9 protein-coding genes are annotated in these 15,617 nt (G+C 55.6%); 4 read left to right on the forward strand and 5 right to left on the reverse strand.

Features of this window, described 5'->3' with window-relative positions:
* Positions 1–14: 14 nt before the first annotated feature.
* Positions 15–2,546, reverse strand: coding sequence for a carboxypeptidase regulatory-like domain-containing protein (locus RSSM_RS14925; protein WP_008680259.1), 2,532 nt, complete (start codon positions 2,544–2,546; stop codon positions 15–17).
* A gap of 267 nt (positions 2,547–2,813) precedes the next feature.
* On the opposite strand from RSSM_RS14925, the gene RSSM_RS14930 reads away from it, so the two are divergent.
* The 4 genes from RSSM_RS14930 to pepF all read left to right on the forward strand — a co-directional run bounded on the left by RSSM_RS14930 (position 2,814) and on the right by pepF (position 7,642).
* The gene (locus RSSM_RS14930) at positions 2,814–3,932 is read left to right on the forward strand and encodes a class I SAM-dependent methyltransferase (protein WP_008680261.1); all 1,119 of its coding nucleotides are present in this window, start codon (positions 2,814–2,816) and stop codon (positions 3,930–3,932) included.
* Positions 3,929–5,137, forward strand: a complete 1,209-nt coding sequence (locus RSSM_RS14935) for an aminotransferase class V-fold PLP-dependent enzyme (protein WP_008680263.1) — start codon at positions 3,929–3,931, stop codon at positions 5,135–5,137. Before RSSM_RS14930 ends, RSSM_RS14935 begins: the two co-directional genes overlap by 4 nt.
* A 52-nt stretch (positions 5,138–5,189) precedes the next feature.
* Complete coding sequence (gene coaD / locus RSSM_RS14940; protein WP_008680265.1) at positions 5,190–5,723, forward strand: pantetheine-phosphate adenylyltransferase; 534 nt, start codon at positions 5,190–5,192, stop codon at positions 5,721–5,723.
* A gap of 110 nt (positions 5,724–5,833) precedes the next feature.
* Positions 5,834–7,642, forward strand: coding sequence for an oligoendopeptidase F (gene pepF, locus RSSM_RS14945; protein WP_008680268.1), 1,809 nt, complete (start codon positions 5,834–5,836; stop codon positions 7,640–7,642).
* 95 nt (positions 7,643–7,737) lie between these two features.
* Here the strand turns inward: pepF and RSSM_RS14950 are convergent, their stop codons facing one another.
* The 4 genes from RSSM_RS14950 to RSSM_RS14965 all read right to left on the reverse strand — a co-directional run bounded on the left by RSSM_RS14950 (position 7,738) and on the right by RSSM_RS14965 (position 15,573).
* Positions 7,738–10,692 (reverse strand): bifunctional fucokinase/fucose-1-phosphate guanylyltransferase, encoded by a 2,955-nt coding sequence (locus tag RSSM_RS14950; protein WP_052336057.1) that lies wholly within the window; start codon positions 10,690–10,692, stop codon positions 7,738–7,740.
* A gap of 256 nt (positions 10,693–10,948) precedes the next feature.
* Positions 10,949–12,157, reverse strand: a complete 1,209-nt coding sequence (locus tag RSSM_RS14955; RefSeq protein WP_044302620.1) for a VWA domain-containing protein — start codon at positions 12,155–12,157, stop codon at positions 10,949–10,951.
* A complete protein-coding gene (locus RSSM_RS14960) occupies positions 12,132–14,510 on the reverse strand; it encodes a DUF5682 family protein (protein ID WP_236621162.1) in 2,379 nt (792 codons plus the stop codon). Before RSSM_RS14960 ends, RSSM_RS14955 begins: the two co-directional genes overlap by 26 nt.
* The gene (locus tag RSSM_RS14965; RefSeq protein ID WP_008680279.1) at positions 14,503–15,573 is read right to left on the reverse strand and encodes an AAA family ATPase; all 1,071 of its coding nucleotides are present in this window, start codon (positions 15,571–15,573) and stop codon (positions 14,503–14,505) included. Before RSSM_RS14965 ends, RSSM_RS14960 begins: the two co-directional genes overlap by 8 nt.
* Positions 15,574–15,617 lie beyond the last annotated feature (44 nt).

Genomic DNA, 15,617 nt, shown 5'->3' on the forward strand with positions numbered 1-15,617 from the left:
AAGAGCTGCATTCGTCAGCGTCGCTGCAGAAACAGCTCACCCAAATCAAATGGTTCGGCGGGTGACGAATTCTTGTTGCCAGACGTCTCTATCGGTGGCACTTTGAAACGGTGATTGCTTAGCGAAAAACCGCTTTGATCGAACGTGCGTACGCTTAGACGGTACCGCCCGGCAGGCATGTCTTCGATCCGGAAGCGGCCATTAGACGCGACAGTCGCTCGATACCGGGGCACCCTGCTTCTTTGAGCCTGGTATGCCTGCATCGAAGCACGCCAGGCTTGTCCGACGGGTGATTCTAGCCACGCCTGCCATTGCCCAGGATTCTGACGCAACGCTTGCTGATCGACCGGTGGTGGCGGGGCCACGATATCCTCGTCGACATAAACGTTGGCGAACTTCCAATCCACGTCGGAATCCGAAGCGTTCGCTTGCTTGGTCTCGATCGGAGGAAACAATGTTCCAACGACCGCGCGTCCCGATCCGCCGATCGGGAGTTCCATCTGCTCGCCAGGATCAATGTCGAACGGGATTCGGATCGATGAAGCCACTTCGGTCGCTCCGTCATCAACCATCATCACAATGTCACGAGCGATCGCGCATCGCCCCGCAAACAAATGTTTGACGTGATAACGTCCCTCAGCATCAGTCATCGCAGATGATTCCGCATAGATCCTTCCGGCCAACCGATCACCTGGCGAGAAATTTCCCGAACCGACAACCAAAGGAATGTCGGATCCTGGTTCGGAGCCGACCCGATACGAACCTCGCACGCTCGCCCAAGGAATCAAACGAACATCGCGATTCGTCTCGAGCTGAGTGGACTTGATGAAGGCATGTCCCTCTTCATGCAAGATCACCAGATAAAAGTCATCGTCTCTTGCCGGGACGCTGAATTTCCCCTCTTCGTCAGCAACCAAACGGGTCGCATAAGTCGACGAATCTCGAAATCGCCCCTCTTTGATCGTGATTTGGGTATTGGGATCCCCGATCGCAATCTGAGCACCCGAGACGCTCCTGCCATCAGGCGAGACGATTCTTCCTTCCAGATTCGTGGCGCGAATGAGTTGAAAGTCGTAGTTGACCGCACCTTCATCCGACGCAAAAACTCTCGACTGAGCGATCCGGTAACTATCCGCCTCAATACGAACCGCATGCCCGTCACCGGTTCGATTGAACGTGACCTCGTAATGGTCACTTTGAGACGAAAACCGCTGACGATCATTCCAATTGATACCGTTTTGGTATCTCTCGTTGACCAGACCGGGCGTGACTCGATAGTGAGTAATCGGTTCTCCCGTTTCGGCATCGGATACTGTGCCTGAGACAACTAACAAGTTCGGAGGCTCAAAGACGAGTTCATCTTCACCCGCAAGGATGGTTTGCTTCGTGAGTTGCATGCCGCCCGGCGGACAGATATCGGCTTGGAATGCATCCAACGGTGCTTCGTCCCAAATCCAGATGCCGTCTTCGTTGGTATACGTATCAACGTGATCGAACTCGAAGTAATCAACGCGTCCGCGCCAACGCTGTAGGAAGATGTGAGTCTTGGCGATTCCTTTTCCTTGCTGATCAACGACGCGAACGCGTACACGCCCACCCGGACGCAGAACAAAATCTTGCATCTCCATTTCCGGCCCGATGCGGACTTCTTTCATCTCGAGTGCTTTTCCTTCGGCGTGCACGACCAAGCGAGTCAAACCGGGTTCGCACCCAGCGAGTTGATAGCGACCGTATTCGTCCGTGGTTGTTTCGCGAACTTCGTTGTGAAACTTCGTACGGACGTTGGCACCTGGCATTGGTTTGCCGGCTTCATCGGTGACCATTCCCGCGAGGATGAATCCATTGGGCAAAGTGATCTTTTGATCCGCGGAGCGTGTCTCGGTCACCTCGTATTTCGCGCGGCTGAGCGTCAATCGCAGCGGTTGAAAATCAGCATGATTGATCGAGACTCCGACGTCTTGCTTGGATTCAGGTACCAACGCGTAAATCCAACGCCCGTCCGCATCCGTCGACACGCTCCAGCCATTGTGAATGGGCTGCGGATCACCCGGACGCAAACTGAGAGGAAAACTCGGACGCACGTCTGCACCCACGACCGGTTGCCCGCCCGCATCGACAACTCTCCCACCGACCGTCCAGGCCGATTCCAGTCTCAATGTGATCGGTTCGAGAAGAGAATCACCTTCCTGTTCGCGGTCAAAACGAGCGAAGTAAGGTGCGTATCCCTCCATATGGATCATCAATTCGAAATTCTCCGGGAAGCACTGCATCGGCAATCGCAGGATTCCCTTTTCGTTCGATAGCAATTTCGTAGTGAATTTCTTCTTTTGGACCAACGTGCCGACGATGACGTCTCCCGCGTTGATATCGAGAGGTCGGCGTACGTCCACAGGAACGTTCGCGATCGGCTGATCATCGGATTGGACGAACCGCACTTCGAAGACCGACTCGTTCAAAACGTCCGGCTCCTCGTCCTGTGCCAGACAGGCCAAACACGAGCTCACCGCAACGAGCCAAAACCCGAGCCCAGGGAGTTTCAACATCATTGGATCGTCATCAAATCACGAGGTTGGGGAAACGTCGACGCTGTCAGGTCGAATCGTCAATTCACTGGCGATTATACAATCCTACCCCACGATAGGACGGTGATGTTGGCGGGTTCCGACCCGCTTCGGAGGGGACGTATTCATCGTTCCAAGACCCAATTCGTTCATCGTTCCAAGACCCAATTCGCCCTGGTTATTGACACGTCCTTCATATCGTAGACTGAGACCGGTACGCATCTTTCCTTACCTACCCACTTACCTCCATCCATGTCGAATCAAGATCGGACGCTCGATCACTACCAAGAACTCATGACGATCAACGCGACCTCGCATATTTTGCGTGCGGCGCGGCAAATCGGTTTGTTCGATCAGCTCGCTGAAGGGCAGAAGACGCTCGAGATGCTTTCGGAAGGGCTAAAGATCCCGGAAGCAAAAATCTTGATGCTGATCCAATCGCTGACCGCGGTCGGGATCATCGAACGCTATCAAGAAGACTATGCCCTCTCGTCGACCGCGCGGTTGCTGTGTCAGTACGATGCGGATCTCGGCGATTCCACATGGAACGGCCTCGTCGAGGCACTCCAAAGCGATCCGGACGCAACCGATGGCGAAACATCGGACTCGAGTGCAACATCGGACTCGAGTGCAACATTGGACTCGAATGAAACAGCGGCACTGGAGAGTGCGATCACGCCTGAACTGCAGACACGGTTTGACGCGATCGCCGCGACGCAGTGGGTGCATACCCCGGCCGCGATGCAGGTCTGTGAAATCCTCAACCTCGGTGCCGGAACAACCGACGATGAGGCGTCGACAACGCAAAGCGACAGCAACAATTCCGAATCGTCCGCCACCGAATCTGAACCCATCGAGTTGCTCGATTTCGGTTGTGGCTCGGCGGTCTGGAGCTGCGCGATGGCGTTTCGTGAACCTGCGATGCGGGTGACCGCGATCGACAACCAAGCCGCCTTGGAGGCTGCAACGGCAACCGCCACGTCGATCGGACTCACCGATCGCTTTGAAACACGCGTCGGTGATGTTCCCGGCACCACGCTTCCCGAGGCGACTTATGACATCGTTGTGATCGCCCAGCGTTTGCATGCGTTTGGGCCATCGCAGATCAAAGAGATTCTCGACACGGTGACGACCAGTTTGAAACCGGGCGGACGATTGATCGTCATCGATTCGTTCCGTGGTCCTCATCAACCGATGCTCGCCGAGTCGCTCGAGATGCTTCGCATGCAGGTGCAAACAAACGAAGGCGAGGTCCCTGAACTCCCCGTGGCCGAACAACGAATGAAAGACGCCGGATATGAAGACGTCCAGTTCACGTTCATCGCGGCCAGCCGTATCGGATTAGGCATGATGATTGGAAAAAAACGGTGAGTGACTCGACAACTCACACGACCCGCCCAAAACATCTCCACGAGATTCCAAAACGTCTTGACGATGTTTGGCAGTGGTGGCGCGACCTCATGCCTGTTTCTCAACAATGGGCATACTTCGATCACTCAGCAGTCGCGCCGTTGAGCGATCCGGCTGCCCAAACGTTGCGGCGTTTTACCGACATGGCGTCCACGAGCGGCGACGTGCACTGGCTCGACTGGTCGGCAAAGGTGGAAACGCTTCGCACGCTAACGGCGGAACTGATTTGTTGTGAATCCGAGGAAGTCGCCTTGGTCCCGAACACGACTGCCGGGATCAATTTCGTTGCCAACGGCTACCCATGGCAAGACGGCGACAACGTCGTGCTGCCCGAAGGGGAATTCCCTAGCAACCGGTTCCCGTGGCTCAATCTCGCTGACCGCGGGGTCTCGGTGAAGACCGTTCCCCGGCGTGACGGTCGCGCCGAGGTCGATGACTTGATCGCGGCGGTCGATGAACACACCAAAATCATCGCGGTCAGTTGGGTCGGCTACGCGAGCGGGTTCCGAATCGAACTGGACCGGTTGGTCCGCGAGGCACACGACCGTGGCGTTTTGGTTTTTCTCGACGCGATCCAAGGCCTCGGAATCTACCCACTCGATTTGCGCAGTTGTGACGTCGATTTTCTCTCCGCCGATGGCCACAAATGGTTACTCGGTCCCGAAGGCGCCGGTGTGGCCGTCATCCGACGTCGACACTTGAACACTCTCCGCTGCGAAAACGTCGGTTGGGCGAGTGTTCGCAACGCACACCTGTTTTCAGGTGCCACGTTTGACTTGCGAGACGACGCAGGGCGATTCGAAACCGGTTCGGCGAACATGCCCGGACTGATGGCATTCGCCTCCTCGTTGGAAATGTTCGTCGAGGTGGGGCGAATTCACGGACCCGACGCAATCGGCGAACGTGTCCTCGAGCGAGCACACCGGCTTCGCGAGATGATCAGCGAACGAGGCGGCAAACTTCTCTTCGATAACGAACCGTTCAGCAAACACGGCAGCGGGATCGTCACGTTTGAGGTCCCCGGTGAATCACCGGCCGATTTTCGCTCGCGAGGACTCGAAAATGGCGTCGTTGTCAGTTGCCGAGGCGGGGGCGTACGAGCGAGCGTTCACGTCTACAATGACGACACCGACCTGAAAAAGTTGGCCGATCTGATTCCTCGTTGATACATCCCCGCACGGACCCGATCCATTGACTGATTCCACTCACGACGCGTCTTTGAGCGAAACGGCCGGACAATCAGACGGGCTTTCTCACCGTACTGCCGTCTACACGGGCTCGTTTGACCCGATCACATCAGGCCACCTGCACATCATCCAACGTGCGTCGAAGATGTTCGAATCGCTCACCGTTGGGATCGGAATCAATGCGGACAAACGGCCGATGTTTGACATCAACGAACGCGTCGATCTGGTTTCGATGGTGACTCGGGATCTGCCCAACGTGAGCGTGAAAACGTTCGATACCCTCGCGGTGGATTTCGTCCGCTCGCTCGGGGCGGGGGTCATGGTGCGCGGCATCCGCCCCCTGACCGATATCGCGGGCGAATTCACCATGTTGATGGCCAACCGCCAACTCGACCCGGCGATCGAAACCGTCTTCTTGATGGCGGACGAACGGTTCGCACACGTCAGCAGCTCTCTGCTGAAACAGATCGCCATGATCAGCGATGACGACGCGCACCTGGCCAAGTTCGTTCCTCGAGAAATCATCACCGCGATTCGTCAAAAAATGCGAAACGACGGTGCGTAGAAACAGTGGTTGAGAACAACAGCCAAACCTGACTCGCCAAACACTTATCATCTTTGAGCGTTTGTAAACGCTCGCCAACACACCCAACCTCCAATCAACGGATTGCAAACATGAGCGCGACAGCAACGACGACCCTACCACTGCGAAGCGAAGTCCCGGTAGGAGACTGTTGGGATCTGTCCAGTCTGTACGAAACGGAAGAAGCCTGGCAGGCCGACTTCGATAAAGTCGCTGGCCAAGTCGATCGATTCGAAACCTACCAAGGACGTTTGGGCGAGAGCGTTGATACGCTGCTGGAGTTTCTCACGTTTGACCTCGAGATCGATCGCATCGCGGAACGCTTAGGCACGTACGCATTCTTGCGAACCACCGAGGACCAAGGTGACAGTGATCATCAAGCCCGCAAACTGCGTTTTCAAAATTTGGTCATGAAAGCGTCTCAGGCGGCGAGTTTCGTTCGGCCAGAACTGCTCGCAATTGACGCCGAGAAGATGGATGAGTTCCTGAACGACCCGAAACTCGCAGATTTCAAACTGCAACTCGAACGCATCGTCCGCTACCGACCGCACACACTGACCGATCGCGAAGAGCGGTTGCTCGCGATGCAAGGCGAGATGGCCGGTGCCGCGGGCAACGCGTTTCGTCAACTCAATGATGCTGATCTGAAGTTTGGCGAACTCGCTGATGAGAATGGTCGCAAGATCGAACTTTCGCACGCGACGTTCAGTCAGTTCCTGCAAAGCCCCAAACGGGAAGTCCGCAAGGCCGCGTTCGAACAATACTATGAGGTCTTCGACAATCACCGTAACACACTCGCCGCAACGCTAGCCGGCAGCATTCAACGGGACGTCTACTACGCCCGGGCTCGCAACTACGAAAACAGTCTCGAAGCGGCGTTATTCCCCGACAACATGCCGACCTCCGTCTACGACAATCTGATTTCGGCGGTCCGGGATTCCCTGCCGGCGGTGCATCACTATCTCGACGTTCGTCGTCGCAAGATGGGTCTGTCTGACCTTCACCACTATGACACCTACGTGCCAATTCTCTCGGACGTCAAGAAACGTCACACGTGGGACGAAGCCGTGAATGTGATCCTCGAATCACTCGCGCCACTCGGCAGCGAATACGTTGGAACGCTCGAAGGTGGACTGCGTGGCCGATGGTCCGATCGTTATCCCAACCGTGGTAAACAAAGTGGCGCGTTCAGTTGCGGTTCCTTCGACGGTGATCCGTTCATTCTGATGAACTTCAAAGAAGAAGTTCTCAATGACGTCTTCACGCTCACGCACGAGGCCGGACACTCGATGCACAGTTGGTATTCGGCGTCCCATCAGCCGTTCCAGTACTACAACTACACAATTTTCGTCGCCGAGGTTGCGAGTACCTTCAATGAGCAATTGTTGACCGCGCACCTTCTCGAACAGGCCACCGACGATACCGAACGTGCCTACCTGATTAACAACGAACTCGATGGTCTGCGGGCTACCGTGGTTCGGCAGACGATGTTTGCCGAATTCGAAAAACGCACGCATGAGATGGCGGAAGCGGGAGAACCGTTGACCGTCGCTTCCTTGCGAGCCACCTACCGCGAATTGCTCGACGCTTACTTTGGTCCGGAATTCAAAGTCGACGAATCGTTAGAACTCGAGTGTTTCCGAATCCCTCACTTCTATCGTGCGTTCTATGTTTACAAGTACGCAACCGGTCTGAGCGCGGCGGTCGCACTGAGCCGACGCGTGCTCGGCGGTGGCGAAACCGAACTGAATGACTACATCAATTTTCTGCGTGGCGGATGCAGCCAAGACCCCCTTGATCTCCTCAAGGGAGCCGGTGTCGACATGACCAAACCGGACGCGGTGAAGACAACCCTCGACCACTTCGCCGACCTTACCAAACAACTCGATGAGTTGATTTAGTAGTCAAGCACGGTTCAGGTCACTCGCGTACCAATCTCAATGGCTCTCATTGGTGCGCGAGCGCAGCCTTTGCAAACGGCTTTCGTCGTCGAGCGTCAGCTGCGCGATACTTGCATTCCGGTGTTGGACACACTCATCTCCACAAACCGAGCCCGATTGTTTGGAGGTTTCGTTTTCAGTTCATCCTGAATACGCTCTGCACTCACGGCATCCTTGGCGAGCAAGTACATGAACCCGCCTCCGCCGGCTCCACAAAGTTTGTATGCCGACACGTACGGCTCAATCCGCTCAACGATCGAGACCACTTCGGGTGTGTTGGTACCGGAATCGAGCATACAGTTCGATTGCCAACTTTGCCTGATACTGCTGGCGAACGCATCCAGGTCCAAGAACTGCACGGCTTCAAAACATGTTTCGCTGTTGGCGCGAATCGCATCGAGAACTTTGAGCCTCTGAGGATCGTTAAGGAACATCCCCCGGACAATCTCTCCGAGAACATCGTGCGCCACGCGGGTGATTCCCGTGTAATACAGCAACGCCCGTGACTGGTACTCTTTGGAACAAAAGAAATCCGTTGGCAACCATCGGACCGATTCAACCTGTGACAATCCTGGGTGAGTTTGAATCAGCTTCGCCCCCGAGAGCAACCCTCCGAACTGATCCTGCCAACCTCCACCGCTGCCTAGCATTTGCTCCAACGCACTGACACGAGTCGCGATCGACTGGGCATCCCAACGGTACTCGCACATCTCGCTGATCGCACCCAAAACGGTAGCGGACAAGATGCTGCTCGTACCCAACCCGGACCCTTTCGGAACGGCAGCCAACATAGAAATATCAACCCCTCCACCGAATTCAGCCAACTGGTCTTTCAATGTCGCGTAGCGCCCGCCGTTGAAATCGGGATGAAAGCCACACAGACAAAGAGCCGCTTTGGCCACCGAAAACCCATTACCGAGTTTGCGATAAGACTGCAGTTGCTCATACGAGCTAATCTCTTCACTGATCCCTAAGTCGATCGAGCGAATCGTGATCGTCGACGAATGACTCCGCCGAGCAAACGCTTGGATCGGTGGCTGGCCGTTCAGGTTGAGGGCGAGATTGACGACACTGCCCCCGCTTTCAATGCAGTAGGGCGCCGTGTCGGTCCATCCACCCGCGAAGTCCACTCGGACGGGACTACGTGCCCAGACGATCTGATCGTTCGCGAGTTGCGTTTGGGGATGCACCGAGTCTCGAATGAATGGAGCAACGATGGCATCTTCCAACAACTTGAAGGCATGCTGCTCTTCTTGCTTCCATTGTGAATCTTCTCTTAGCCTCAGAACTTCCGATCGGAACATTCGATCATGAACCGACAACATCACGTCGTTCATTTCCAAGCAAGGCTCGGGTAGCTCTGCGGTCGACGCCGCGAAGCCCTTGGCGAGGTCTTTCAAATCTAACTTGGAATAAATGCTACGCCGTCCATGCCCCACCATGATCGGCAACGCCTTCTCCCGTAGTTTCAACCGCAGCTCCTGCCACTGAGCGAGATTGGTACGTTGACTCAGCTGCCGGGCTGAATAGCGCTTCGCCGCCAACCACGCGCTGCGATGTTCGGCGGCATCATCAGATTGGCCGACATCACATCCACTCACGAGCCAACGCATGAACTCGCCGGTGATCTTTTCCCGATCGAGAACAGGAAATAACGAGGCGACCTGTAGATCCGTGTCGCCGTCAATGCCGGCCGCCTGGCGATCGATACCGCGACACGCAAACCATTCTCGTGCCGGATTCTCGAGCCACTGAGTTGACGGGTCGTCGATTGCTCCTCGGAATCGATCGTCGTATCCGTAGAAACGAATCGCGAACTGTTCTTCGCCAACGGGGACGAAGTCCAAACATACACCGTCACCTAGTTGCAAATTCCAATCGTTCTCAGGAACCCCCGTCAACATGTGACGCTTCCCGATCTTCCATGTCGCGGGGATGTGGCTTCCTTCGACCCAAAGCGACTCGTTTTCTTGTCGACGCAGCGGTGCCCCAAAAGTTGAGTCGAGAATGAACTGTTTCGGTTGAGCAAGCGACGCGACCGCTCCGAGCCGAGACTGGTTAGTAACGATGTTCTGCAACGAATAACTCGACTCGACAACGTCGCTGGTTGTTCCGAAGTGAAAAAACTGTCCGTCTTCGACGGGAGCAATTGCCACCGACAGCGACGACACCTCTTCATCGTATGCCAACGGGTTTTCGCCGAGGTGCTGCGCCCATTCACCGTACAAGTCATAATTCTCAGGCAACCCACCGTCGGCGAAACTCTGTCGTGAACTGTCCCATCCGCATTTCCGCATCAGGCATTCGACCGCTCGCTCGCTCAACAACCACACGCCCACATCAATCAGAAACGGCAGGTCTCTCGACCGATCGCGTATCTCGTTGGGACTTGGTTTTTGCAGGAATGTTTCCAACTGTTGCGGGGTGTCTCGGTTGCAGAACATCACGCCATAGTTTTGCGCGACGCTCGGTGCGGCCCACATACCCAACAGCACGACGTCAGCATCCGGCAAACTCGATACTGATTCAATCCCTCGAAGCAACACGTCACCACTGGCAATCAACACTCGAGACGAATCACTCGCCTTCGCGAACGCTTCGGTGAGGAAAGGCTCATTCAAATCCAATAGCGTTTGCCCGAGACGCTGACCTCGCGACCAACGCAACACCGGAAACGGTAGAAATAGCTTTCCAACCCCCGCGTACGCTGGTAAACGACGACTCTCACCACCACCGTGAATCACGATCTTTTGACCGTCATTCATCCATTGTTCGAACGAACGTCCTGATTGCATCCACGCTTGATGGAGCACATGGGCAGTCCCGCCTCCGCTGCCCAATTGAGCGTTCTCAGGATCGTGCGTTGCAAATGAACGGGACGCGAGTTCGGGCCACAATTCTTTGAACTCCGCAGACATTTGCGGGGGCAGTGACAATAACAATTCGAGATGGGAGTTCATCGCGTGGGGTCGTACTCGGAGAGGTTGTTCCGCACAGGTGATTTCTTTCACACTGCTGGTTTAGGAAGCTAATTTTCTTCAGATCGCACTGAAATTCTATAGCCTTCATCGGAATATCATTCTACTCACACGACTGCTCTCGCAATGCGCGGTAACTTCACCCAAACCCCGCTCGCTGTTGTTGGGTTCATCCTTCGGCAAAAAGGCTTTTGTCGAACGCCCTCATCACAGAATCAATCGCAACCGATCTTGCTCGTTTCTATCGACTAAACATGACGGGCGGTGTCGTGCTCGCGAACACGCGTACTTATGAATCGTTTGACGAAACTCGACTCGCCAAAGCCGCCAGGTCATCACCGCGAAGTGCTCCGGCGACCAGGTCCGGCATGCGATCGGGGGTGCAGCCGAAACAGGGAATGCCCAGGTCCGCGAGTTTCTTCGCGAGGCCGGCGTCATAGCTCGGGACACCCAAATCTGACAGCGCGAGCAAACACAATACTCTCACACCCGATCCGACCAACTCATCCATGCGGCGGATGAGTTGCGATTGGTTGCCGCCCTCGTACAGATCGGTCAGTAGAATAAACAACGTCTCGGCGGGCGACTCGATGAACTGTTCACAGTACGCAACCGATTTGTTGATGTCGGTCCCGCCGCCGAGTTGCACCCCAAACAGCATGTCGACCGGATCATCTCCACATTGCTCCGATAGATCGACCACCTCGGTGTCAAAGGCCACGACGTGCGTCTTGAGTGCAGGAAGGCTCGCGAAAATCGAACCGACTACCGCACCATAAACCACCGAATCCGCCATCGAGCCACTTTGATCCATGTCGACAATCACCGTCCAACTTTGGCGGCGTTGAGCTCGAGAAAAGAAGTAAACGCGTTCGGGTATCAGTTTGCCAAGTTGTGGGTTGTAGTTTTTCAGGTTGCGACCGATCGTCCATTTCCAATCGATCGAGTCCGCGTGGGGGATTGGTGAATGCTCTCCGCGATTCAGTGCTCCGGTCACCGCCTGCCGGATCTTATGTTCGAGCTCGAGTGTGATCCGATCGACCACCGACCGAACCACCATTCGCGCCGTTTCTTTCGTGCGTTCGGGAATTTTCCCCCGCAAAGACATCAACGTTCCAACCAACTGAACATTGGGCTGCACGCTCTTGAGCATTTCGGGCTCGAACAGCAGTTGAGTCAGCCCCTTCCGCTCGATCGCATCGGACTGAATCACCGAAACAACGTCTTCGGTGAAGTAGGTGCGAACGTCACCGAGCCATTTGGCGATCTTCGGCGATGAAGCCCCCAGCCCTGCGGATCGCTGGCCATCGGAATCGCCTTCCGTCTCGTCATAGATCGCCGCGAGTGCTTCATCTATCGCTACCTGATCCTCCGACAGATTGGGACAACCGCCACTACACGATCGTCCGAGTTCCTCCTCGGCCGATCGTCCCAGGATCAAACGCCAACGCCGGACCTGCTCGGGTAGTTCGTTAGAATTCGTCGAAGTCGAACTCATTGAGTTCCTCCAAAACGTCTTGTTCGTCTTCACTTAAATCCGTCTGCAATCGTTCGGTCGCTTCCTCATGACCGATCCCCCAGTGATCGCCTAGGTTTTCTGCGATGGCTCGTTTCTCGGTGACGCTGAAACTGCCAAAGGCGCGTCTCAAAAACACAACGCTGCGTCGGAACTGCTCTTCATCGAGCATCGCAATGTACTCCGACAACTGAACCCACATTTCCTGCCGAGCCAACAACGCGTATCGATTCCGCCCGGCGAGACCTTCGAACCACCCGGCACCCAGATCCGCCGGGATTCCGGGAGACAAACGGCGTGAAACCTCGCGTGACAACTCCGCGTTATCCATCAGCCCGCGTTCCAAAAGAATCGCGCATGCGTAGCCGGACAACACGGCGTTCAAATCATCACGACGGGCGAGTTCACCCAAGCGATTGATCCACAATCCCTCGTCGACTTGAGTACTGAATTCAAACGCAATGTTGTTCAATTGGTCCATCGCGGTCATCAATCCTTTCGCCGCTGCGGAATCGCAAACCGATGACCCGATCAGACTCAGCACCGATTGAACGAACAACTCTTCCATCAGTGGATACAACGGCTCCGCGTCAAAACGACGGACGTCGCCAAACCGTATCGTCAACGTCAACTCATACGCCGCCACCGCGGTTTCAACGGTGGCCGACGTCTGTGTGGCGAGAGCCTGCAACTTTCCTCGTGCGGCCAACATTCCCGCCAACAACTCGCACCGACTCGCTGTTTTGATCAGCGAAGCTCCCTCCGAAATGGTTGCCGCGTTGTCGATCTGTTGTTGCAGTTGGTAGGCAGACGCGATTTCGACCGTTTCCCCCATCAAGACGGATTCAACGAGAGCGATCTCCGCTTCGGGTGACCATTGCAACTGCCAGGCTTCGGCCCAGGTTGCCGACGTTTGATCGGTCGCGATTGACGACGCGAAGGGGACGTTCAATAAAGCGAGCCGATGCAAGAAAGTCGATCGGTTCAAATCCAAAAACGCCGACGCCTCCGTTTTGGCTCTGCGGTTTTCGCGTAAATCGAGCGACACATCTTGTTTGACCGTCGTTCGATAATTCTCGAGTCTTAGCGTCTTGAGCTTCTCATTGAAGTCATCTTGGATCGACGTTTGGCTGACCCCTTTCGGCAGGGTCCCGATTGCGGTACCGACCTCAACCCGAGCCATCGGCTCGGCCAACACACCGCGATCTCCTTGTCCGATGATCGCCACCGCAGCGTCACGGAGATCTTCGAGCACCGGTGCACTGCCTTGTTGCATATCGGACAACGTTCGGCTGAGTCGTACCGCATCGATTACCTCGGCAGTACTGCGGTGAGTTCCCGATGCTCGCAACTCCCTCACAACCCGCGTCAGGTAGTCGGCGGCAAGACCCTCGACTTCACCACGACACCCATGACCGCCCGAATCCCGGTGCAAACAATCCCACAGCAACTCGTAGTACGCGGGCGCGTGATTTCCCGCACCGTATCCAGACTGTGACGACAGTTTGAAATACGAATAGGGCATCAACGTGCGTTTGGCGTTCACGCTGGGCAACCGTTCCAACTCGGCATCTGTCATCGACGAGTAATCATTACCGAGCACGCCGGCATGAAATGCTCCCACCACGACAACCACCTTCTCCGCACGGTGGCCCTCGCTGAGCACCTCATCAATACATCGACGCATGAACGATTCGCGGATCAGGGTTTCGGCGAGATCTCGGGGATGGTCTTCCCTCAATTCTCGGAGTTGTTCCCCAAACGCGATCGCGGTGCGGCGATACTCACCGGGTTCAGTAAGATGTTCGAAACGCCGTTCCCAGTAGGCTTCGTAGTCCAACTCGCCTGCCGCTTTGGCGATACGCTCATAGATACTTTCGGGAGGGACGTCTGCTGGTTCGACGACATCGTCTTCCTGTGTTTTCTCCGGCGCAGAAATATGTTGACGATCCGGTTGGAGAGCGAGAAAAATACTCGACGGCAGATCGATCAATCGCACCTCGACATCGTGATCGTCCGCCCATCGGATCGCTTGATACTCAGGGCTGTACCGAGCGAGCGGATAGACGAGCGTTCGCACCGGCTGAGCATCCGTGTACGCGAGGATCGCTATCGGTGGCTGTGTTTCTTTGCGGACAATATCCCCAATCAAGTCCGTCGCGTCATGGAGACCTTCGATGAGAACGATCGACGGTTGCACCTCATCGAGAAGGATTCGCAGGTCATAGGCCGCCATCGGTGACAGGTGGCGAACCCCAAAGACGTGCATGTCTGCGCGTGAAAGGCTAGATCGTTGCGACGTTTGTTCGGCACGAGATGATTGACGTTTAGCCATTGTGCTCTTCACACGCCGTGTAGAGCGAGCGCCATGCCGAACCACGTTTCTTGACGACGTTCTTGAGATACTCTGCCCAGACGACCTTGTCTTTTTCCTCGTCCCGGACGATCGCGCCTTGAAGTCCCGCGGCGAGATCCTCGGCCGATACACTGCCGTCGCCAAAGTTGCCCGCCAAAGCCATGCTGCCGGCGAGCAGAGAAATCGCCTCGGCGGTTGAAAGAACTCCCGACGGTGTTTTGACTTTGTTTTTACCGTCGAGCGTTTGACCTTGGCGAAGCTCGCGGAAGATCGTAACGATCTGTTCAATCGAATCCTCGCTAGGTATCTCCGACCGCAAACTCAAATCGGCGGACAACTCTTTGACACGATTGGTGACGATTTCGATTTCCGTCTCGATCTTCGCCGGCGTCGGCAAGACAACAATGTTGAATCGCCTTTTGAGTGCAGCCGACATGTCATTGACGCCGCGGTCGCGAGTATTCGCCGTCGCAATAACAGAGAACCCTTTCGCGGCCGGCAACTCGGTTGATAGTTCCGGAATTGAAAGACGTTTCTCGCTGAGCAACGAGATCATCGCGTCTTGCACCTCGGACGCGCAGCGGGTGATTTCCTCAAACCGAGCGAGGCTGCCTTGTTCCATCGCGTGATAGATCGGACTTTTGATCAACGCGTCATTGCTCGGTCCGTTGGCGATCAGCATCGCGTAGTTCCACGTATACCGGACCTGTTCTTCGGTGGTACCCGCGGTGCCTTGAATGACCTTGGTGCTGTCGCCGTTGATTGCGGCAGCGAGATGTTCGCTCAACCAAGACTTCGCCGTTCCAGGCTCCCCGATCAACAACAAGGCTCGATCGGTCACCAAAGTCGAAATCGCAATCTGGACGACCCGATCGTTGCCCACATACTTTGGAAGAATGGTCCGCGTACCGACCTTCCCACCAACGATGTAGGTCAGCACACTGCGTGGCGACAATCTCCAACCGGGCGGCTTTGGATCTTTGTCGGCGCGAATCAGAGCGTCGAGCTCTTCGGCAAAGGCTACCTCAGCAGGTTGCCTCAATATGTTCGCTGCGTTCGAACGACTTTGAGACTTCGAATTCGCAC

Origin of the sequence: Aporhodopirellula sallentina SM41 (genome assembly GCF_000346505.1) — a bacterium.
GTDB classification, from domain to species: domain Bacteria; phylum Planctomycetota; class Planctomycetia; order Pirellulales; family Pirellulaceae; genus Rhodopirellula; species Rhodopirellula sallentina.

Bases quoted from the DNA above. Each gene is read 5' to 3' on its own strand.
- pepF (WP_008680268.1), top strand. From the start codon at position 5,834: ATGAGCGCGACAGCAACGACGACCCTACCACTGCGAAGCGAAGTCCCG.
- RSSM_RS14960 (WP_236621162.1), bottom strand. From the start codon at position 14,510: ATGGCTAAACGTCAATCATCTCGTGCCGAACAAACGTCGCAACGATCT.
- RSSM_RS14925 (WP_008680259.1), bottom strand. From the start codon at position 2,546: ATGATGTTGAAACTCCCTGGGCTCGGGTTTTGGCTCGTTGCGGTGAGC.
- RSSM_RS14955 (WP_044302620.1), bottom strand. From the start codon at position 12,157: ATGAGTTCGACTTCGACGAATTCTAACGAACTACCCGAGCAGGTCCGG.
- RSSM_RS14930 (WP_008680261.1), top strand. From the start codon at position 2,814: ATGTCGAATCAAGATCGGACGCTCGATCACTACCAAGAACTCATGACG.